A 19678-nucleotide genomic window follows, 5' to 3' on the forward strand; every position below is an offset into this window, starting at 1 on the left:
GCATGTTAAAATAAAGAAAGAGGTGATAAACATGGGATTGAAATTTGAGCGTACAGATAATTTCGACAAACTATTTGAATCTTTTGGCGTTGATCCGGAAAAGACCGTTGCTCCAAAAGAAGACATTGACCGCTTTTTAAAACCAAAAAGCGACCCAAAAAAAGACAAAAAAAAGAAATAAACAAAAAAGACTTGATATTTAGCTTTTGAAAGTTTGTCTTTCAACCTAAGTATCAAGTCTTTTTTGTTTACTCGCTGATCGCGTCTTCGATCGCTTTCCACGCTTCTTCTTTTCCTTGTTTAGTTACAGAAGAAAATAAAATGAATGTGTCATTGCGATCGAAATTCAATGCTTTTTTAATTTCGCTTTCGTGTTTGTTCCATTTTCCACGAGGGATCTTATCTGCTTTTGTCGCAACAACGATCACTGGGATATCATAGTATTTTAAGAATTCATACATTTGGATATCTTCTTGCGATGGTTTATGGCGAACATCCACCAGTGACACCACAGCTTTTAATTGTTCTCTCGATGTCAAATAAGTTTCGATCATCTGTCCCCATTTCGCACGCTCAGTTTTAGAAACTTTCGCGTAACCATAACCTGGAACATCGACAAAATGCAGCGCATTTTCGATCAGATAAAAATTCAGGGTTTGTGTTTTCCCTGGTTTACCTGATGTACGTGCGAGATTCTTTCGATCGATCAGCGTATTGATAAAGGAAGATTTCCCGACATTTGAGCGACCTGCTAAGGCAATCTCTGGTAGATCTGTTTCTGGATATTGTTTCGGTGCAACAGCACTGATCACAATATCCGCATGATGGACTTTCATATGCTCTCTCTCCTTCAAAGCGGCAAAGTGGCTCAATCCCTCTCCACTTTCTTCGACAGAATGAAAAGGAGTAGTCGAAAAAGCTGCTAAAACTTTCACGACTGCTCCTTTCATTTTATCCCGCTTTTTTTTCTGAGTCTTTGTAAATAACTGTTGGTTTGCCGGTAAGTTCGGCAGCTTCTTTTGTAATGATCACTTTTTCGATCGTTTCATCAGAAGGAATATCAAACATGACATCCATCATGATTTCTTCGATAATCGAACGCAAACCACGTGCACCAGTATTACGCTCAATTGCTTTTTTCGCAATGGCTTTTAGTGCTTCTGGTTCAAATTCTAAAGCAGTGTCATCTAGTGAAAGTAATTTTTGGTATTGTTTCACTAACGCATTTTTCGGTTCCGTCAAGATACGAACTAAATCGTCGGTTGTTAGTTTTTCTAACGCAGCCATTACAGGTAAGCGTCCGATAAACTCTGGGATCAAGCCGAACTTCAATAAATCTTCAGGAATGATATGTTGCATGACACTTTCATTTTCTGAGAGTTTTTGGTTTTGTGTACCGAAACCAATCGTTTTCTCGCCCATACGATTTTTTACGATTGTTTCGATGCCATCAAACGCACCACCGACAATGAACAACACATTCGTCGTATCGATTTGGATGAATTCTTGATGAGGATGTTTGCGTCCACCTTGTGGCGGCACACTGGCAACTGTTCCTTCCAAGATTTTCAGTAAGGCTTGTTGTACACCTTCCCCTGATACATCGCGTGTGATCGATACATTTTCGCTTTTACGTGCAATTTTGTCGATCTCATCAATGTAGATGATTCCTTTTTCCGCACGTTCAACATTGTAATCAGCAGATTGCAAAAGTTTCAATAAGATATTTTCGACATCTTCACCTACATAACCCGCTTCTGTCAAACTTGTTGCATCAGCAATGGCAAATGGTACATTCAATGTTTTTGCTAATGTTTGCGCTAAGAATGTTTTACCTGAACCAGTTGGACCGATCAGGCAGATATTGCTTTTTTGCAATTCGACATCATCGCTGTCTTTTGCTTCTTGATTGACACGCTTATAGTGATTGTAAACAGCTACAGCCAATGAACGTTTTGCACGTTCTTGTCCAATCACATAATTATCCAATACTTCAAGAATCTCAGAAGGTTTCGGTACTTCAGTAAACTCTCGTACTGCTTCTTCATAGAATTCTTCATCAATGATTTCTTTACATAGGTCGATACATTCGTTACAGATGTAGACCCCCGGACCTGCTACGATTTTCTTTACTTCTTCTTGTGTTTTACCACAAAAAGAACAGCGTACAGTCTCATTACCACTTGGATTATCATACATGGTCTTCACCCCTTAACTTGCGTTGATTCGCAAGAAACTATCAAAGACTTTACAGTCTTTCCTTATCATACCATAATTTAAAAAAAAGCAAAAGTATCAAAGAAGTTTAAAACAAAACGAAAGAGTCTAGGCTTCATCTAAGCGCCTGGACTCTTTCATATAGATGCAGATCAACAATTCTATTCGCTTATTCTGCTTCTTTTGCTGTACTTGTAATCAATTCGATTGCTTTTTTCATGATCACATCATGTTTTAGCATATCTTCTGTCAATACACGTTTGATTTGGTCAATTGGCATATTGTAAGTTTCTGCTAATTCTTGGATCTCTGCAGTGATTTCTTCTTCTGTTGCATCTAAGTTTTCAGCAGCTGCTACAGCTTCGATCACAAGGTTTGTTTTTGTACGCATTTCTGCTTCTTCTTCAAACTGTTTGTGCAAGTCTTCTTCTGTTGAACCAGTTAATTGGTAGTACATTTCTGGTGAGATTCCTTGACGTTGCATGTTGTTTAAGAATTCGTCCATTGAACGGTGAACTTCATCATGGACCATAACATGTGGAAGATCAACGATTTCCGCATTTTCGACTGCCAATTTGATTGCTGCTTCATCTTTTGCATCTTCTGCAGCTTTTTCTTTCGTTTCAGTCAATTCTTTCATGTATTTTTCTTTTAATTCTGCTAATGTAGATACTTCATCGTCTACATCTTTTGCGAACTCATCATCTAGTTCAGGTACTTCTTTTGTTTTCACTTCGTGGATCGTTACTTTGAAGACTGCTTCTTTACCCGCAAGATCTTCTGCTTGATAATCTTCTGGGAATGTCACAGTAACATCTAAGTTTTCGCCTGATTTGTGGCCAACTAATTGGTCTTCAAAACCAGGAATGAATGAACCTGATCCTAATTCAAGTGAATGGTTTTCGCCTTTTCCGCCTTCAAATGCTTCATCGTTGATGAAACCTTCAAAATCGATGACAACAGTGTCGCCATTTTCAGCTGCAGCATCTTCTTTGATGACTAATTCAGCTTGCGCTTCTTGTTCACGTTTAATACGTTCTTCAACGTCTGCTTCTGTTACTTCGCGGTCTTGTTTTTCAACCACTAAGTCTTTGTAATCACCTAATTTTACTTCAGGTTTTACAGTTACTTCTGCTGTGATCGTCCAGTCTTGACCTTTTTCCATGCTTGCCACATCGATCTTAGGTTGAGAAACTGGATCGATTGCTGCTTCTTTAACAGCTGCTTCATATGCTTCAGGTAAGACAGCGTTCAATGCATCTTCGTACAATGCTTCTTCTCCGTACATACGGTTGAATACTTGACGAGATACTTTTCCTTTACGGAATCCAGGAACGTTCAAGTTTCCTTTTACTTTATTAAAGGCAGTTGTCAATCCTTTTTGGATTTGATCTTGCCCGATCGTAAATGTTAAAACACCATCATTTGTGCCTTTTTTTTCGAATGTTGCAGTCATTTATTTCCCTCCGAGTTTAGAAATTCATTTGATACATCAAAAACGTTTCATGCATACCTTTAAATAGTACACTAACCCTTCCAAATTGTAAACATATTGAACGAGGGGAATCCACGTTTTTCATGACTTTTTTATCTTTTCCTCTGTTTTTTTACGTATTGAATAATAATAGTTCTGTCATTATTTTATTTCTTTTTTCAGTGAATTCGTGTTGTTCAGATGCCAAAAGATCCTCACACGGCTGATTCGTATAGGTTGCTACTGTTTGTTTGAACCATTTGTCAAGATTTCCAATGTAGCTATCATAGATCGGATAAACGATCGCCGATTGCATCGCAAACTCTTCTTTCAAGTTCTCACTCATTAAGGCGTCTTCTCGTTCATATGCTTCCGCCATTTGTTTGATTCGTCGATAGGAAGTTTGCTCTTCTGGACGCACCATTTTCTTTGGTATCACTTCGATCAACTCTTCCTCGATCGTCAAGTATGCAACTGGTGCTGCTTCTTCGACTTGAACGAGCGACTCAAGCAACTTAGCCCTTACAAGAACATGGACCGTTTTTAAAACGATCAACTTTCTAGCGGTCTGGATAAATTCGTGGTAAGGCAGTTGCTCGATTTCTTGAATATAACTCAACTGGGTAGTTGGTTTTTCAAAAGGTAATTTTTCTACCAGTTGATAGATTTCACGAATCTTCTGTCTTCGCATCTGTCCGACTAATTCTTCTGATTGTTGGATTTTCAACAAAACTGCTTGCTCAAAATCATCGGGAAAATCAGCACTTGCAATCAATTTTCGTGCATATAAAAAATCTTTTGCTGTAATCAGTAGATCAAAGTAAAAAGTAGCCAATTCTTCATTCATCAAATACTGTTTTTCATGCAAAAGTGCTTGATGAAGTGCTTCTTCCCACATATCCAATTCTGATAGTGCCAACACGTATAACGTATTTGCTTCAAATGTTGCTTCAAGTTCATATGCACGTTCAAACAGCTCTTTTGCTTGACTGTATTGATGATCTGTTAATGCCTGTTGGCCAATACGCATCAAATTGTCGTATTTATCAGGAAAATCGATCGGTCTCACTTAGGTTCTTCCCTTCACTGTTTTATCATTTGTCTGACACGACTTATTGAATAATAACCATATTCAGCCATTTTCTCTACCTAAAGCATCAAGCATTCATCTCTTGATTAAATGCTTTGATCATATTGATGGTTACTACACTCGTATTTGAGAAATAATCACCGATGTGTTGTTTTTTCTTACTAAAGATAACTGGGAGATAGCCGATAAAAAGTAACGGAAATCTCAAAATGAAGCGACAAGCGCCCTCACGGACTAATACTGTACTCCATGAAAGTTCCTCTTCATCAAAACTGATCACTCGAATACCAAAAATCATTTTTCCAATCGTCTGTCCGTGATTCCATTTCGTCAATAAAATAAAATAAGCTAAATAGGCGATCAACGACAAACTACCATAGATACTCAAATAAGAATCAGAAACTTGAAGCCATCCTAGGTTCACTGCGATACCTAACGTTAAGCGAGTGATTGACCCAATACAAATCAAATCAACCAAAAACGCAGCAAAACGAACCCAAAAACCGGCAAAGAAATAATAAGGAAAACGATTGATACTTGGTTCCTCGGTTTTTTGTTCTGTATATTTTTTCCATTTTTTCTGATTTTCTTTGATCTCAGTTTCTGACAGTGGTTTTTCTTCAAAGGAACTTAGCACCTTTTGAGAAAATCCCGCATCTGGTCCTACAGCCGGTTGGTCATTTTTTGCTTGTGCTGCAAACTCAAGTTCTTCCGACGAGCTACTTGTGTTTTTGTCAGCTGTAATTTCGTCTTTAGGAGCAACTAAAGCGTCTACTGTATCCTGGTTTCTACTAGTAGGATCTACTAATTTATTTTCTTCTACCTTAAAAACTTGTTTAGATGATCCCTCTGTACGTTCAGCTACTTTCGGTTCCTCATTGGTTTTTGAGCGTTCTTCGGGTGTTGACGCGTTCGTTGATTTCTCATTCATGCTTACTCACCTCCATATAGATACATTGCTCTTGGAGATTCTGCTGTTCCTAGACTTTCAAGTAATGACAAGATCTGACTTGTTTCAGAAGCTTGCAACCCTTGTAATTCTGCTAATTTTGCACCAAACCAAGTATTGCCAAATCCAGTAGAACTAGTTGAGTATTCGACTAACTCAGCATCTTGTAGATCAAGATCTTCTCTCATCGCAGCTAAAGCATCTGTTGGATAGCCGATTTCGTCCACCAAACCTGCTTCTTTCGCTTGTACACCGTCGTAAATACGACCATCTGCGACTTTTTTCACTTCATCTTCTGATTTGTTTCTTCCTTCGCTAACAACTTTAACAAAACGATTATAGGCGTTATCGATATAAGCTTGCAACACTGCATGATCTTGCTCAGTTTCAGGTCGAGTAGCCGATCCCATATCTTTTAGTGCGCCACTTTTTACTGTTGTATCTTCGACACCGATTTTTTCAAGTAAGCCCGAATAGTTGAGTCCGGACATAATGACACCGATTGAACCAGTTACTGTTTCTTCCGTTGCAAAGATTTTATCTGCTTGTGCGGAAATATAGTAACCACCACTGGCAGCCATATTTTTCATGCTGACATACATCGGTAGATCACGTTCTGTTCGGACCTCGTTGAGTAAGTTGGCAATTTCTGCACTTTCATAAACTCCGCCACCCGGAGAATTGACTTCCAATAAAATCCCACTGACGCGTTCATCGACTTCGATCGCTTCAATTTGTTTCAAGAAGTCTTCATGATTATAACTCTCAGTAGCAAATAAACCAGAAGAGCCTCCACTAGCTATGGCACCATCAACGGACAATTTTGCGATCCTTCCCATGCCACTGCCTTCTTCAAGTACCACCGGTGACATTTCATCGTCCCCATATAACCAACTATTGATGTTCCCCATCTGCATCTCTTCTTGCGGTTGCGTCAAACTTGATGATACCAACGAAACAACCAATAAGCCGGCAGCAATCAGTACTGCTATCCAACGTTTCTTATTCATTTTACACGCTCCTAATATAGATTTCTAATCACGATCACCGTTTCAGAACCAGGTTTCGCATTCATCTTTTCTGCTTTTTCTTCAAGGGTGTAACCAGTAAACTGTTCGTGGGTCAATTCATCTTCAACGACAAACTGTTGCGCATGTTCGATTTCGAACGCATCAGGGGCGATTTCTTGGATACTGTCCCATCCGGTATCCAAAAAGATTTTAGTGTCATCCGTCACGTGTTCTGTTTTTTCAAATGCTGCAATTTGTTTTTTTAACATCCCCAACGTCATGATTTCTATCTTCTCTTCCATCTTTCATCCTCCTTCTATCTATAATTATTGTACCGAACTACAAGAAAAGATGATAGTCGAATTTGATATTTTTCTTTCGTCCATCCCAATTAGATATATACCAATTTATTTTTTTGTCTTTTTTATTGACAAACCTCACACATTAACGTTATGATTTTAGATGTTTCCAAAGAAAATAATAACAGGAGGATAATTAGACCAATACGGAATAGCGCCAGGTCTGTTTTAACAGATGACGAGGAAAGGGTTGATCGAAGGATTCGGCGGATGGCCCTAGGGACTGCATCCTAAAAAGAAACATAAAAACTATCTGTGAAGGTAGAACAAAAGGTTTCTTACGCAGTTGGAAACGCTAATATCAAGTTTATAACAGAAAGTAGGATGTTTTTTTATGTGCGGAATTGTTGGAATGATTGGATTAGAGAACGTGACACCAGGGTTGATCAATGGTTTAGAAAAATTAGAATATCGCGGGTATGATTCGGCGGGTATCTTTGTCTCAAATGGAAAACAGGACCATTTAGTCAAAGCACGCGGTAGAATCCAAAACCTTAAAGATAAATTATCTCCAGAAACAACTGGTACAGCAGGTATCGGTCATACAAGATGGGCAACTCATGGGGAACCCGCTGAGAAAAATGCGCACCCCCACCACTCACAAAGCGGACGTTTTGTTTTAGTCCACAATGGGGTGATTGAAAATTTTGAAGAATTGAAACAACAATACGTAGCCACTGATGACTTCATCGGCGAAACAGATACGGAAATCGTTGTTCATTTGATTGAAAAATTCGTGGAAGAAACGCAAGATACACAAGAAGGATTTAGAAAAGCGCTAGAAGTCATCGAAGGTTCTTACGCTTTTGCCTTGATGGATCGCACAGCTCCTGAAACAATTTTCGTTGCCAAAAACAAAAGCCCTTTATTGATCGGTAAAGGCCAAGGATTCAATGTGATCGCAAGTGACGCGATGGCGATGCTTGCTTACACTAAAGAATTTATTGAAATCGAAGACCAAGAAATGGTGATCGTTCAAGCAGATGATATCACGATCCAAACAATGACTGGTACGATCATAGAACGTGATTCTTATGAAGCACAAGTAGATGCTTCTGACATTGAAAAAGGAACATACCCTTACTATATGTTGAAAGAAATCGACGAGCAGCCGATCATCATGCGTAAAATCGCGCAAACCTATGTGAATGAGGACAATGAAATTCCTTTAGATCACAAATTGATGGATGAACTGTTAGCAAGTGACCGTATTTACATCGTGGCATGCGGCACAAGTTATCATGCAGGATTAGCGAGCAAGCATTCCTTCGAACAAATGACTGACATTCCAGTAGAAGTCCATTTGGCCAGTGAGTTTGGTTATACCATGCCTTTATTATCGAAAAAACCATTCTTTATCTTTTTAAGTCAAAGTGGCGAAACCGCTGATAGTCGTCAGGTGTTAGTCAAGATCAATCAATTAGGTCATCCTTCATTGACGATCACGAACGTTGCTGGTTCTACGTTATCAAGAGAAGCTGGCTTCACTCTGTTGCTACATGCAGGTCCGGAGATCGCTGTTGCTTCAACTAAAGCATATACTGCTCAAATCGCTGTACTAGCTTTACTTGCAAAAGCAGTCGGTGATCAAAAAGGCAATAAACGTTCATTGACATTTGATGTAGCGCATGAATTGAGTATGGTAGCGAATGCGATGGAAACAGTAATTACCCAAAAAGATGAACTCCAAGAACTAGCTGCGGAATTCTTGAATGACACGCGCAACGCTTTTTATATCGGTCGTAGCAACGATCACGATGTCGCTTTAGAAGCTGCTTTGAAACTAAAAGAAATCAGCTATATCCAAGCAGAAGGTTTTGCTGCCGGTGAATTGAAACACGGTACCATTGCACTGATTGAAGAAGGCACACCAGTAATTGGGATTATTAGTGAGGAAATCACAGGGGCTCATACACGTGGCAACTTAAAAGAAGTTGAAAGTCGTGGTGCAAAAACCTTAGTGATCGCGTCACATGGATTAGAAAAAGAAACGGATCAATTAGTGATTCCTGCTGTCCATCCATACCTTTCTCCTCTTGCCATGGTCATCCCGACGCAATTGCTTGCTTATTACGCTACCCTATTGCGTGGATTCGATGTAGACAAACCAAGAAACTTAGCTAAATCAGTCACGGTTGAATAATTGTCCGATTAAAAAATAAGTAATCAATAGCAAAAAATCCAGTGAGAAAAACGAAAAGTTTGTTTTCTCACTGGTTTTTTTATTGTAGTTCGATAAGTTATTTCCACCTCACACACTTATTAAAAGCCAATAATGCTAAGAAACTAAAAATCAAAATCAAACTAATACTCCATAAAAATGCTTGCTTTAATGGTGGATTTGGGAGACCTAGTAGCAACCCTCGAAGTGCTTGGATGATTGGTGTCATCGGTTGGTACTCAGCAAATAGTCTGATCGCTGTAGGCATATTTTCAGTCGGTGCGAATCCTGAACTTAAATAAGGTAAGATGGTAGTCAGGAGAGTAAATAAGCTTGCCATTTCTGCTGATTTCGCTAATAACCCAAACAAGGCCGAAATCCAAGTAAAGGCAAGGATAAAACAAAGAATGAGCAACCAAACAAGTAGCCATTTTGCAAAGGTGGCGTTTGGATGAAAACCGATGAGCAATGCCACGGCTAATACGACAAAACTGCTCATCACACTTCTAAAGGCAGCTGCAAATACATGTCCATTTAGAAATGCTCCCCTTGAAAGATTTAGTGTTAGGAGTCGTTCAACCATACCAGAACGGACATCTTGGTTAATGACTAACCCGACGACAGAAGCACTTTGAGCAATACATTGGACTAACACTCCGGGCAAAACAAAATCAACATAAGATAGCTCACCTACATCCATCGCTCCTCCAAGTACATAAACAAAAAGCAACATCAATATCACTGGGGTTAGTAGTCCACCGATAAATGTTTCCAGGCTAAGAAAAGATAATTTAATATTACGTTTAAATAATGTATTTGTTTCTATGATTGCTTTCAATTAGACCACTCCTTGTACTAATTTTAAAAAGATGCCTTCTAAAGATGCATTTTTCTGCTGGAAATTTGTGATCCTGATCGGTAATCGTTTTAACTCGTTCAGAAGATCAACTGAATCATTGAAATGATCCCCTACATTGACAGTCACAGAAAGTTTTTCTTCATTTTTTGTCAGTAGTCGTCGTTTAAAATGTGCAGAAAGTAGATTAAAATCCTCTATGGTCAATACATTGATCTCCATTTTCTGTTTGTCATATGTGCTTTTGATCATTTGTGGCGTAGCATTCACAATGATTTTACCTTCATGTAATATAGCCACTTTATCTGCAAGATACTCTGCTTCTTCCAAATATTGCGTAGTCAAAAAAATAGTCCGCCCTGATATTGCGGTTTCTTTGATCAATTGCCACGTTGCGATTCGGTTCTGGGGGTCCAAGCCTGTTGTCGGTTCATCGAGAAAAATCACTTGCGGATCACCGATAAAACTCATCGCTATATCTAAACGTCTTCGCATTCCACCTGAATAATTTTTAACTAGTTCTTGGCTGTATATTTGCAAATCAAACCGTTTCAATAAGTCACTTACAACCTTGTGCTTATCTTTCACATGACGAAGAGCTGCAATCATTTTCATATTCTCGTAACCTGTCAACATCTCATCAACTGCGGCAAACTGTCCAGTCAGACTAATAGCTTCTCGCACTTTAACTCCGTCTTTCAGTAGATCATGTTCATTGATTCGAACTTGCCCTCCATCAAAAGGAAGAATCGTAGTCAAAATTTTACAAAGTGTTGACTTTCCAGCCCCATTAGAGCCTAAAAGAACAAAAATTTCACCACGTTTAACCGTAAAATCTACGCCTTTTAATACTTGTTTTTTACCAAAATCTTTTTTTAGATCAATACTTTCGATTATTTTTTCTTTTTGCATGGCTTCTTCCTCGTTTCTATAAGATAATTCAACTATATATAAAATTAGAAGTATTATTTATTTTAGTTCAATATATTGAAAAGAAGGTGCGCGTATGAAAAGTTACGGAAAAACAATTAAAGAAATTCGCTTAAGTAAAGGGATTTTACTTAAAGGACTGGCGGATAAACAGCTATCGATGTCTCTTCTTTCTCAGTTTGAAAATGAGAAATCAACGATCTCATGCGAGAGATTCCATCACTTATTGTCAAAGTTACAAGTAACACTTGATGAATTTATATTGATGCAAACTGGGAATACTTTTTCTGCTTCACAATTGGCGATTATCGAATATATGGAATATATGTATATCGAAACAATCCAAGACTGGATAAAGTTAGAAGAACAGTATGAAAAATTGTATATTTATTATCAAGAAAATTATTCTTTGGAATTGGATCATGTGTTACAATTATTTCGTTTTGATTTGGCAATGAAAAAGGAGATTATTCAAGATACGCCTGTCCTTGAAGCATATAAAAAGCATAATCATTACTTAGAACCTGCCAAACACTATTTATTGAATACTGATACTTGGGGTATCTACGAGTTAAAATTATTCGCCCGTATCTCTATAGCAATTGAATCTTCTCTATTATTTCGTTGCTTGAAAATTGCGGTCAAGAAAAGTCAGCGTTTATCCAAAATACCGGGAAATAAAGATATTCTCTATCAAACCTTTACAACAATATTTTCGGTCTTTTGTTTCTTCGAAGAAGTAGCTTACGCTAAAGAAACATTCAAACTATGGAAAACATGGGTCTTTAAAGAAGAGCACATCGAACAAGCCATTTTTATTCCTTTTTATGAAGGTTGGATTGCTTTTTTAGAAAACGATGTGTCTCTTGCTGATCGAATGATGGAACAATCACTCCATCATTTAGAAACATTAGGCATGTCAAAGTCTTTAAAAGGTTACCGAATTTTCAAACAACTCATTCTAACCAATGAATTCCCCGGAATCATTGTAAATGATCCCCTATTTGGCGATTTTTTAGATATCAAAAATTACTAAAGAACGTGCATTTGATCAAAAGAAAAGAGAATCAACATCCTCTACTTGAGGGTTGATTCTCTCATCGTACGTTTTAATCGATTCCAATCTCAGCTTTGACAACTGCTGCGATTTTGTCAACATAATAGTTTACTTTTTCATCAGATGGTGCTTCTGCCATCACGCGTAGTAATGGTTCTGTTCCGGAAGGGCGAACTAAGATACGTCCTTCACCGGCCATTTCAGCTTCTGCTTCTTCAATGACTTGTTTGATTGCAGGAACTTCCATTGCACCGTTTTTGTTACTTACACGGATATTGACTAATTTTTGCGGATAGATCGTTACTTCTGCTGCTAATTCTGATAATTTTTTACCAGTTTGTTTCATGATATTCAACAATTGGATCCCAGAAAGCATACCATCTCCTGTTGTATTGAAATCTAAGAAGATCATATGACCAGACTGTTCGCCACCGAAGTTGTAGTCATTTTTACGCATTTCTTCGACCACATAGCGGTCGCCCACTTGTGTCACAACATCTTTCAAACCGATTTCTTCGACCGCTTTATGGAAGCCGAGGTTACTCATGACCGTTGTAACGATCGTATCTTTTTTCAGACGATTTTTAGCTGACAAATATTTCGCACAGATAAACATGATCTTATCGCCATCTACGATATTTCCTAATTCATCCACCGCAATGATACGGTCGCCGTCGCCGTCAAAGGCAAGACCGACGTCTGCTCCTTTTTCTACTACCATTTCTGCTAGACGCTCAGGATGCGTTGATCCGACACCGTCATTGATGTTCAAGCCATTCGGATTTGTTCCCATCGTGTAGAAATCAGTTTCCAAATCAGCAAACAAGCGATTGACAGATGTTGCTGTTGCACCATTTGCCGCATCTACACAGACCGTTAAGCCCGAAAGATCGCCGTTGATCGTCTGTACTAAGAATTGTGAATATTTCAGCAACCCTTCTGGGAACTCTTCGACTGTACCTAATCCCTCAGCAGAAGGTCGTGGTAATTCATCGACTTCCGCATCTAACAATGCTTCGATTTCTAATTCTTGGTCATCATCTAATTTAAATCCATCTGCACCAAAAAACTTGATGCCATTATCTTGAGCTGGATTGTGTGAAGCAGAAATCATGACACCTGCGCTTGCTTTTTGCAAACGTGTCAAGTAAGCCACTCCTGGTGTAGAGATCACACCTAATTGAAAAACTTCGATCCCGACAGATAACAGACCAGAAACTAACGCTTCTTCAAGCATTTGACCTGAAATTCTTGTGTCACGTCCAACCAATACACGTGGACGTTTTCCATCTTTCTCATGTTGGCTCAGTACATAACCGCCGCAACGTCCTAATTTGAAGGCCAATTCCGGTGTTAGTTCTTTATTCGCTTCTCCACGGACACCGTCCGTTCCAAAATATTTACCCATAGCTGTAAATTTGCTCCTTTAACTTAATTTTCCGATGAATCCTCTTGACTATTCGGTTGACTACTTGATTGTGTTGTCTCACTTGATGATTCATTCGACCCTTCACTCGATGTTGACTGCGTCTCTTCAGACTGACGTGTCGTCGATGACGAAGAGTTCGCAGGTGTCGACCCTGCACCAGAAGTTGTACTTCCTCCCGAATTTCCGGAATTTCCCGAATTAGAACGGCTAGTGTTTTCCGTGCTTGTTTTCAGGACCGGTGTAATCTCAACATCGATTGAAGGTGGTGTGATACTAAGTCCACTCTCTACCGGAATATCAATATTTCTTGTCGTCCGGTGGACGATCCCAGAAATATCGATTGGTATCGTGATGCTATTTCCTAGTTGAGCCAGTTGACTCTCTGAACCAGTGACTTCTGCTTCAATGTCAGAGAAACTGAAATCGTAACTCTCCACATTATCTGCGGGGGTCCCTTGTGCTGTTCCATAAAGTCGAATCGTTTTCGTAGGCTTTGTTACCGTTGCTTTTGCAGTGACTTGCACTGGATCTGAAACAATACTTAAAGGTTCTCCTGCACTATTCAATGCTTGTACAGTGACTCTCGTATCGACCCCATCGTCCGTGATCATCGCAGGTTCGATCCTCGCTACGACCTGTTGGATCTCTTCCAGTGTCTGATCGCCAGTCGTGACCGTCACTTTTTTTGGTGATAATTCAAGGTCATTCAATTCGAATCCAGCTGGAGTTGATTCTGTTGTGAGTAAAGGCGTGACCTCAAATTCTTTTGTCACTTTTTTCTCGATAGTCACTGTGATCGTATCCGGCTCTAGTTTTGCTTTGACTGCACTGCTCAGATTTCTGATTTTCAATGGTACTTCATGTGTTCCTTCACCTAAACCAGTGAGATCTGCTGTCACCCGAAACATTCTTGTATCTTCAATTGCTTCGGCATTCAACTGAACACGATTGGCACTGGACAACTTCGCTGTGACCGTACTCTCATATCCATGGATATAATATTGATCCGTATCATATAAAAGTTGTACTGACACATCAGAAACGTTTTGCGTATAGGCTTCATTTCCTGACAGCGTGTCTTGGACAGATTGTCCATTTGCATTAAAATACAGCACAATACTGAATAATAACGCAACAAACGCATATAAGATACTTTTACGCCTCTCTTTTGAGATCATTTGTGATCCCCTCCTTTAGTCATCACGTCTAAGAAGGTTTGGAGCGTATTTTTATTTTTGTTTTTTTCTTCGACGATCAAATTTTTACGCAAGATCGTCAAATATTCTTCTTGAGATAAGCCAGGCATCAATTGGTTATCCAACGTAATACTGACATCTCCTGTTTCTTCTGAGACAACGATCGTAATCGCATCGCTCGCCTCACTGACTCCGACAGCCGCTCGGTGACGGGTTCCGAATTCTTTCGGAATCAACATACTTTCAGATAAAGGCAAGTAGGCACTGGCTACTGCAATTTTTCCATCTTTTACGATCACTGCACCATCATGCAGCGGTGTATTCGGAATAAAAATATTGATCAGTAATTCGCCAGTGATATCGGCATCTAAAGCAATCCCTGTTTCGATATATTCATCCAACCCGGTGTGGCGTTCGATCGTGATCAAGGCACCGATTTTACGTTTGGACATATATTGGATCGCTTTGTCGAAAGAAAGGATCATCTGTTCATCTTCTTGCTTCTCACTCTTCGATTGTTTGAAAAGTGAGCTACGACCGAGGTGTTCTAATCCACGCCGTATCTCTGGTTGAAAAATGACGATAGCCGCAATCACACCATACGTGATCACTTGATTCATCAACCAAGATAAGGTATGTAGACCAATAATCTCGGCTAAGATCCGAATAACAACAAAAATCCCTACCCCTTTTAGCAATTGGATTGCTTTTGTTCCTCGCAATAGTTGAATGAGTTTATAAACTAAATACCAAACAACCAATACATCGAGTATGTTCACCAAAAAATTCTGAGAAAACAAGTCACCGGAAAACATTTGTCGCCAATAGTCTAAATTAAAAAGTTCTCCGATTTGAAATGACATAGACAGCCTCTCTTCTCTTTTGAGATTTCCTCTTTAGTATATCATATGTTTCCTCAGAAGAGACTTATCTGCTTGGAATTTCCTAACAAAAACCAATTTTTTTCAAGAAATTTACATTTTCCATTTATTCACCAATAAGTTATTCTATTTCCTTGGATCGTTTCGTTTTATCATTCTTTGGTTTTTCTTCGTTCCGCTCTAGCGGCACGTCTGGCAGCACGTCTAGCTTCTGCTTCCGGATCAACCGTTCGTTCTTTTTTGACTCTCGGTTTTTCGATCTCTGGACTTTCAGTACCTTCTGCCGGTTCGATCTTCGCTTTGATTTTTTCTAATTGACCAGTCATCGCCGCATAGTTGTAAAACCGTTTTTTCGCATCTTGGATCGTTTTATTAAATAACTGCTCCGCTGCCTGCGGATGAATCGTTTCAAGCGATGAAAAACGGACTTGCTTGCGCATGAAGTCAGCCATCATGGTAAAATCAGGCTTTTTATAGTCTAGCGTCATCGGCGTTTTCTTCTTTTCGATCAATTCAGGATTATAGCGATACAACGACCAATAGCCTGAAGCCACTGCTTCTTTTGCTTCTTTGATCGATTCTTTCATTCCACCTAGTAACCCATGAGCAATACATGGCGTATACGCAATGATCAACGATGGTCCAGGGAATTTTTCTGCTTCTTCAAATGCTTTGATCGTTTGCATTTGATTCGCGCCTGAAGCGATCTGTGCTACATACACATTCCCATACGTCATCGCCATCATGCCTAAATCTTTCTTCGAGGCATATTTCCCATTTGCTGAGAATTTAGAGATTGCTGAAGCAGGTGTAGCTTTCGAGACTTGTCCACCTGTATTGGAATAGACTTCGTTATCCATGACTAAAATGTTTACATCTGCGCCACTTGCCAAGACGTGATCGATTCCGCCAAAACCGATATCATACGCCCAGCCATCACCACCGATCATCCATTGACTATTTTTGACAAATAGATCTTTTTCTTGGTAGATCGTTTGTAATTCAGGAACAGCTTCAAGCTCATTTTCGATTGCCCCACGTAATTTAGCTGCCCGTTGTTGGGTTCCTTCGCTTTCAAACATATGCGCCAACCAATCTTCCATCAATTCACGTAGTTTTAAGGAGACTTTAGACATCACTTTTTTCATCGTTTCTGCTAAAGCTTCTCTTCTTGTTTGTGCGGCTAAAAGCATCCCATAACCAAATTCAGCATTGTCTTCTAATAATGAATTTGACCACGCAGGTCCTTGCCCACAATCATTTGTGGTAAATGGTGAAGCCGGCACTGCTCCGCCCCAAATAGATGAACAACCTGTCGCGTTGGCGATCATCATACGGTCACCGAACATCTGTGTCAATAGCTTCACGTAAGGCGTTTCCCCACAACCGGAACATGCCCCGGAAAATTCTAATAAAGGTTGATTGAACTGTGTTGATAGCACTGTATTTTTGCCTTTGATCGGATTTTCTTTTTGTCGCAAGGTCATCGCAAATGCCCAGTTGATTGCTTGTTTCTTTTGTTCTTCATAGGGCTTCATCACTAGTGCTTTACCTTTTGCTGGACAAGCTTCAACACATAGGCCACAACCAGTACAGTCTTCGACAGACACTTGGATGCGATACTTCAAACCATCTGGCCCACGCATTTCTCGAACAATGAACCCTTCCGGTGCTTCTTCTAGTTCTTCCTCATCGGCTAAGAATGGTCGAATCGCTGCATGAGGACAAACGAACGAACATTCATTACACATCGTACAGCGCTCACTGATCCATTCAGGTACTTCAAGTGCTACTCCGCGTTTTTCGTAAGCAGTGGTTCCTAAAGGCATATCGCCTCGTGTCATTCCGTTTTCTGCTAAGGTCCTCACTGAGAGCTGATTTCCTTCTTGAGCGTTGATTGGTTCAAGGATGTCTCTGATATAGCGATTTTGAGTATTTTTCTCCTTATCAGGAAGCGCCAATGTTGCCCATTCAGCCGGCACTTCGACTTTATGCAACAATTCCACTGTACGATCGATCGCCTTGATATTTTTTTCAACGATCGCTATTGATTTATGACCATAACTCTTCAAGGCTTCCTCTTTCAAAATCGGTAGGACTTCTTCGAAAGGTATGATATTCGCCAACTTGAAAAATGCTGTTTCCATCGCCGTATTGATCCGCCGACCTAGACCTACTTCTTGCGCCAAACGCATCGCATTGATCGTATAAAATTGGATCTCATTTTCAGCTAAATATCGTTTTAAATGGGTCGGTAGATGCGTAGCTAGTTGTTCGTCTGACCAAAGTGTATTCAATAAGAAAGTCCCTTTATGTTTCAACCCTTTGACTAAATCATAGCTGTGAAGATAAGCAGGGGTATGACAAGCTACAAAATCGGCATGTTCGACTAAATAGGTCGAACGGATCGGTGTATCGCCAAAACGCAAATGTGAAACAGTCAGACCACCTGATTTTTTTGAATCATAGTAAAAATAGCCTTGTGCGTATTTGTTTGTATGGTCACCAATGATTTTGATCGCTGATTTATTTGCTCCAACTGTTCCATCAGATCCAAATCCCCAGAATTTCGCTTGGAAAGTATTCGCTTCAGTCAAATCAAGTAATGGGCCAACCTCCAAAGAACAGTAAGTTAAATCATCAATGATCCCGATCGTGAAACGTTTCTTCATATCCGTTTTTTCTTTTTTCAATTCATCATATACCGCTACAATCTGATCAGGGGTGACATCTTTTGAACCAATGCCATAACGTCCGCCGATCACTTTCAGATGACGTTCTGCATCATATAACGCACTTTGAACGTCTAATAATAAAGGTTCTCCCCCTGCTCCCGGCTCTTTACTGCGATCTAGAACAGCAATTGCCTTTACGGTATTCGGTAGTTTTTCAATCAATGTTTCAATTGGAAACGGACGATATAAGTGGATATTCAAGAAGCCGACTTTACGACCGTTTTGGTTCAAGTAATCAACTGTTTGTTGGATCGTTTGCGCAACTGATCCCATTGAAATAATGACTTCTTCTGCGTCAGCCGCTCCATAATAAGTGACCAGATCATAAGAAGTTCCTCGAAGTTCATTGATTTTATCCATATACTTTTTCACGATTTGGGGCAAACGATCATAGTATCGGTTGATCGTTTCTCGTTGTTGAAAGTGGATATCAGGGTTTTGATTCGTCCCACTGGTCGTCGGCCGATTAGGATTCATTCCACGTTCACGAAAGGCCTCCAATTTTTCTTGAGGAATCAAAGGAGTTAATTCATCATATTCCAACACTTCGATTTTTTGGATTTCATGACTCGTTCGAAAACCATCAAAAAAGTTAACAAAAGGGATTTCTCCTTCTAAGGAAGCTAGATGCGCAACTGGCGCTAAATCCATCACTTCTTGGACGCTGCTTTCCGCAAGCATCGCAAATCCTGTTTGGCGAGCGGCCATCACATCGCCATGATCACCAAAAATATTCAACGCATTCGTCGTCACCGCTCGACTAGCTACGTGAAAAACACTAGGTAAAAGTTCACCGGCTATCTTATACATATTTGGGATCATCAATAATAATCCTTGTGAAGCAGTGTACGTTGTTGTCAATGCTCCGGTTTTTAATGACCCATGTACGACACCAGCAGCACCAGCTTCTGATTGCATCTCTACGACTTTCACTGGTTGTCCGAAAATATTTTTTTTACCTGAAGCTGCCCATTGATCAACCAGTTCAGCCATTGTTGAACTAGGCGTAATTGGATAGATCGCTGCTAATTCTGTAAAGGCATATGAAATATATGCCGCAGCAGTATTCCCATCCATCGTCTTCATTTTCCGCATGTTTCATCACCTTTGCTCAATTTATCTAAATAATCTTTATTATTATACCGTAAACGAACAAAGAAAACCTCCTAATTTTGAAAGAAAAATCACATGCTAAAGATATGACAGAAATGCTTCGACCAGAATCGACAGGTAAAAAATAAAAAAATAGCTTTTCCCTTCTTACAACTTTTAGCTTTTTAATCTAGGAAATGAGAGATTAACGATTCACACACATTTATTTCTTTGAACAAATC

General features: G+C 39.5%; 16 protein-coding genes. 3 read left to right on the forward strand and 13 right to left on the reverse strand.

Going from position 1 to position 19678, the window contains the following annotated elements:
• The first annotated feature begins 31 nt into the window (after nucleotides 1–31).
• A complete protein-coding gene (locus IGJ95_RS08145) occupies nucleotides 32–181 on the forward strand; it encodes an SPJ_0845 family protein (RefSeq protein ID WP_010735255.1) in 150 nt (49 codons plus the stop codon).
• Nucleotides 182–248: 67 nt separating this feature from the next.
• Here the strand turns inward: IGJ95_RS08145 and yihA are convergent, their stop codons facing one another.
• The 7 genes from yihA to IGJ95_RS08180 form a co-directional block, all read right to left on the reverse strand.
• A complete protein-coding gene (gene yihA, locus IGJ95_RS08150) occupies nucleotides 249–836 on the reverse strand; it encodes a ribosome biogenesis GTP-binding protein YihA/YsxC (RefSeq protein WP_029594239.1) in 588 nt (195 codons plus the stop codon).
• A 115-nt stretch (nucleotides 837–951) separates the two neighbouring features.
• Nucleotides 952–2199: an ATP-dependent Clp protease ATP-binding subunit ClpX gene (gene clpX, locus IGJ95_RS08155; RefSeq protein WP_010735253.1), complete on the reverse strand. Its 1248-nt coding sequence runs from the start codon at nucleotides 2197–2199 to the stop codon at nucleotides 952–954.
• A 187-nt stretch (nucleotides 2200–2386) separates the two neighbouring features.
• Nucleotides 2387–3673 carry a trigger factor gene (gene tig, locus IGJ95_RS08160; protein ID WP_010735252.1) on the reverse strand — a complete coding sequence of 429 codons (1287 nt, stop codon included), beginning with the start codon at nucleotides 3671–3673 and terminating at the stop codon, nucleotides 2387–2389.
• A 151-nt stretch (nucleotides 3674–3824) separates the two neighbouring features.
• The gene (locus IGJ95_RS08165) at nucleotides 3825–4760 is read right to left on the reverse strand and encodes a hypothetical protein (RefSeq protein WP_010735251.1); all 936 of its coding nucleotides are present in this window, start codon (nucleotides 4758–4760) and stop codon (nucleotides 3825–3827) included.
• A gap of 88 nt (nucleotides 4761–4848) precedes the next feature.
• Nucleotides 4849–5526, reverse strand: coding sequence for an RDD family protein (locus tag IGJ95_RS08170; RefSeq protein ID WP_224434897.1), 678 nt, complete (start codon nucleotides 5524–5526; stop codon nucleotides 4849–4851).
• A 188-nt stretch (nucleotides 5527–5714) separates the two neighbouring features.
• The gene (gene sppA, locus IGJ95_RS08175) at nucleotides 5715–6740 is read right to left on the reverse strand and encodes a signal peptide peptidase SppA (RefSeq protein ID WP_438761701.1); all 1026 of its coding nucleotides are present in this window, start codon (nucleotides 6738–6740) and stop codon (nucleotides 5715–5717) included.
• Between the two features lie 11 nt (nucleotides 6741–6751).
• The gene (locus tag IGJ95_RS08180; protein WP_010735248.1) at nucleotides 6752–7042 is read right to left on the reverse strand and encodes a hypothetical protein; all 291 of its coding nucleotides are present in this window, start codon (nucleotides 7040–7042) and stop codon (nucleotides 6752–6754) included.
• A gap of 391 nt (nucleotides 7043–7433) precedes the next feature.
• Here IGJ95_RS08180 and glmS point away from each other — a divergent pair, with 391 nt between their 5' ends.
• A complete protein-coding gene (gene glmS, locus IGJ95_RS08185) occupies nucleotides 7434–9242 on the forward strand; it encodes a glutamine--fructose-6-phosphate transaminase (isomerizing) (protein WP_153829769.1) in 1809 nt (602 codons plus the stop codon).
• 97 nt (nucleotides 9243–9339) lie between these two features.
• Here glmS and IGJ95_RS08190 read toward each other — a convergent pair whose 3' ends face one another.
• Together IGJ95_RS08190 and IGJ95_RS08195 are read right to left on the reverse strand one after the other, a co-directional pair.
• Nucleotides 9340–10098 (reverse strand): ABC transporter permease, encoded by a 759-nt coding sequence (locus IGJ95_RS08190; protein WP_153829768.1) that lies wholly within the window; start codon nucleotides 10096–10098, stop codon nucleotides 9340–9342.
• The gene (locus IGJ95_RS08195) at nucleotides 10099–11028 is read right to left on the reverse strand and encodes an ABC transporter ATP-binding protein (RefSeq protein WP_153829767.1); all 930 of its coding nucleotides are present in this window, start codon (nucleotides 11026–11028) and stop codon (nucleotides 10099–10101) included.
• A gap of 94 nt (nucleotides 11029–11122) precedes the next feature.
• Here IGJ95_RS08195 and IGJ95_RS08200 point away from each other — a divergent pair, with 94 nt between their 5' ends.
• Nucleotides 11123–12082 carry an Rgg/GadR/MutR family transcriptional regulator gene (locus IGJ95_RS08200; RefSeq protein ID WP_153829766.1) on the forward strand — a complete coding sequence of 320 codons (960 nt, stop codon included), beginning with the start codon at nucleotides 11123–11125 and terminating at the stop codon, nucleotides 12080–12082.
• Between the two features lie 73 nt (nucleotides 12083–12155).
• Here the strand turns inward: IGJ95_RS08200 and glmM are convergent, their stop codons facing one another.
• The 4 genes from glmM to nifJ form a co-directional block, all read right to left on the reverse strand.
• Entirely contained in the window at nucleotides 12156–13511 is a 1356-nt protein-coding gene (gene glmM / locus IGJ95_RS08205) for a phosphoglucosamine mutase (RefSeq protein ID WP_010735243.1), read from the reverse strand.
• Between the two features lie 23 nt (nucleotides 13512–13534).
• A complete protein-coding gene (locus IGJ95_RS08210) occupies nucleotides 13535–14710 on the reverse strand; it encodes a CdaR family protein (RefSeq protein ID WP_137072525.1) in 1176 nt (391 codons plus the stop codon).
• Nucleotides 14707–15591: a diadenylate cyclase CdaA gene (gene cdaA / locus IGJ95_RS08215; protein ID WP_010735241.1), complete on the reverse strand. Its 885-nt coding sequence runs from the start codon at nucleotides 15589–15591 to the stop codon at nucleotides 14707–14709. The genes IGJ95_RS08210 and cdaA overlap by 4 nt, the downstream gene beginning before the upstream one ends.
• A gap of 170 nt (nucleotides 15592–15761) precedes the next feature.
• Nucleotides 15762–19439, reverse strand: a complete 3678-nt coding sequence (gene nifJ / locus IGJ95_RS08220; RefSeq protein ID WP_438761704.1) for a pyruvate:ferredoxin (flavodoxin) oxidoreductase — start codon at nucleotides 19437–19439, stop codon at nucleotides 15762–15764.
• Nucleotides 19440–19678 lie beyond the last annotated feature (239 nt).

The sequence above is a fragment of the Enterococcus sp. AZ156 genome, assembly GCF_051714165.1.
GTDB lineage: Bacteria > Bacillota > Bacilli > Lactobacillales > Enterococcaceae > Enterococcus_B > Enterococcus_B pernyi.

Coding starts and splice junctions, on each gene's coding strand:
- IGJ95_RS08145 (WP_010735255.1), top strand. CDS start 32: ATGGGATTGAAATTTGAGCGTACAGATAATTTCGACAAACTATTTGAA.
- yihA (WP_029594239.1), bottom strand. CDS start 836: ATGAAAGTCCATCATGCGGATATTGTGATCAGTGCTGTTGCACCGAAA.
- clpX (WP_010735253.1), bottom strand. CDS start 2,199: ATGTATGATAATCCAAGTGGTAATGAGACTGTACGCTGTTCTTTTTGT.
- tig (WP_010735252.1), bottom strand. CDS start 3,673: ATGACTGCAACATTCGAAAAAAAAGGCACAAATGATGGTGTTTTAACA.
- sppA (WP_438761701.1), bottom strand. CDS start 6,740: ATGAATAAGAAACGTTGGATAGCAGTACTGATTGCTGCCGGCTTATTG.
- IGJ95_RS08180 (WP_010735248.1), bottom strand. CDS start 7,042: ATGGAAGAGAAGATAGAAATCATGACGTTGGGGATGTTAAAAAAACAA.
- glmS (WP_153829769.1), top strand. CDS start 7,434: ATGTGCGGAATTGTTGGAATGATTGGATTAGAGAACGTGACACCAGGG.
- IGJ95_RS08195 (WP_153829767.1), bottom strand. CDS start 11,028: ATGCAAAAAGAAAAAATAATCGAAAGTATTGATCTAAAAAAAGATTTT.
- IGJ95_RS08200 (WP_153829766.1), top strand. CDS start 11,123: ATGAAAAGTTACGGAAAAACAATTAAAGAAATTCGCTTAAGTAAAGGG.
- glmM (WP_010735243.1), bottom strand. CDS start 13,511: ATGGGTAAATATTTTGGAACGGACGGTGTCCGTGGAGAAGCGAATAAA.
- IGJ95_RS08210 (WP_137072525.1), bottom strand. CDS start 14,710: ATGATCTCAAAAGAGAGGCGTAAAAGTATCTTATATGCGTTTGTTGCG.
- cdaA (WP_010735241.1), bottom strand. CDS start 15,591: ATGTCATTTCAAATCGGAGAACTTTTTAATTTAGACTATTGGCGACAA.
- nifJ (WP_438761704.1), bottom strand. CDS start 19,439: ATGCGGAAAATGAAGACGATGGATGGGAATACTGCTGCGGCATATATT.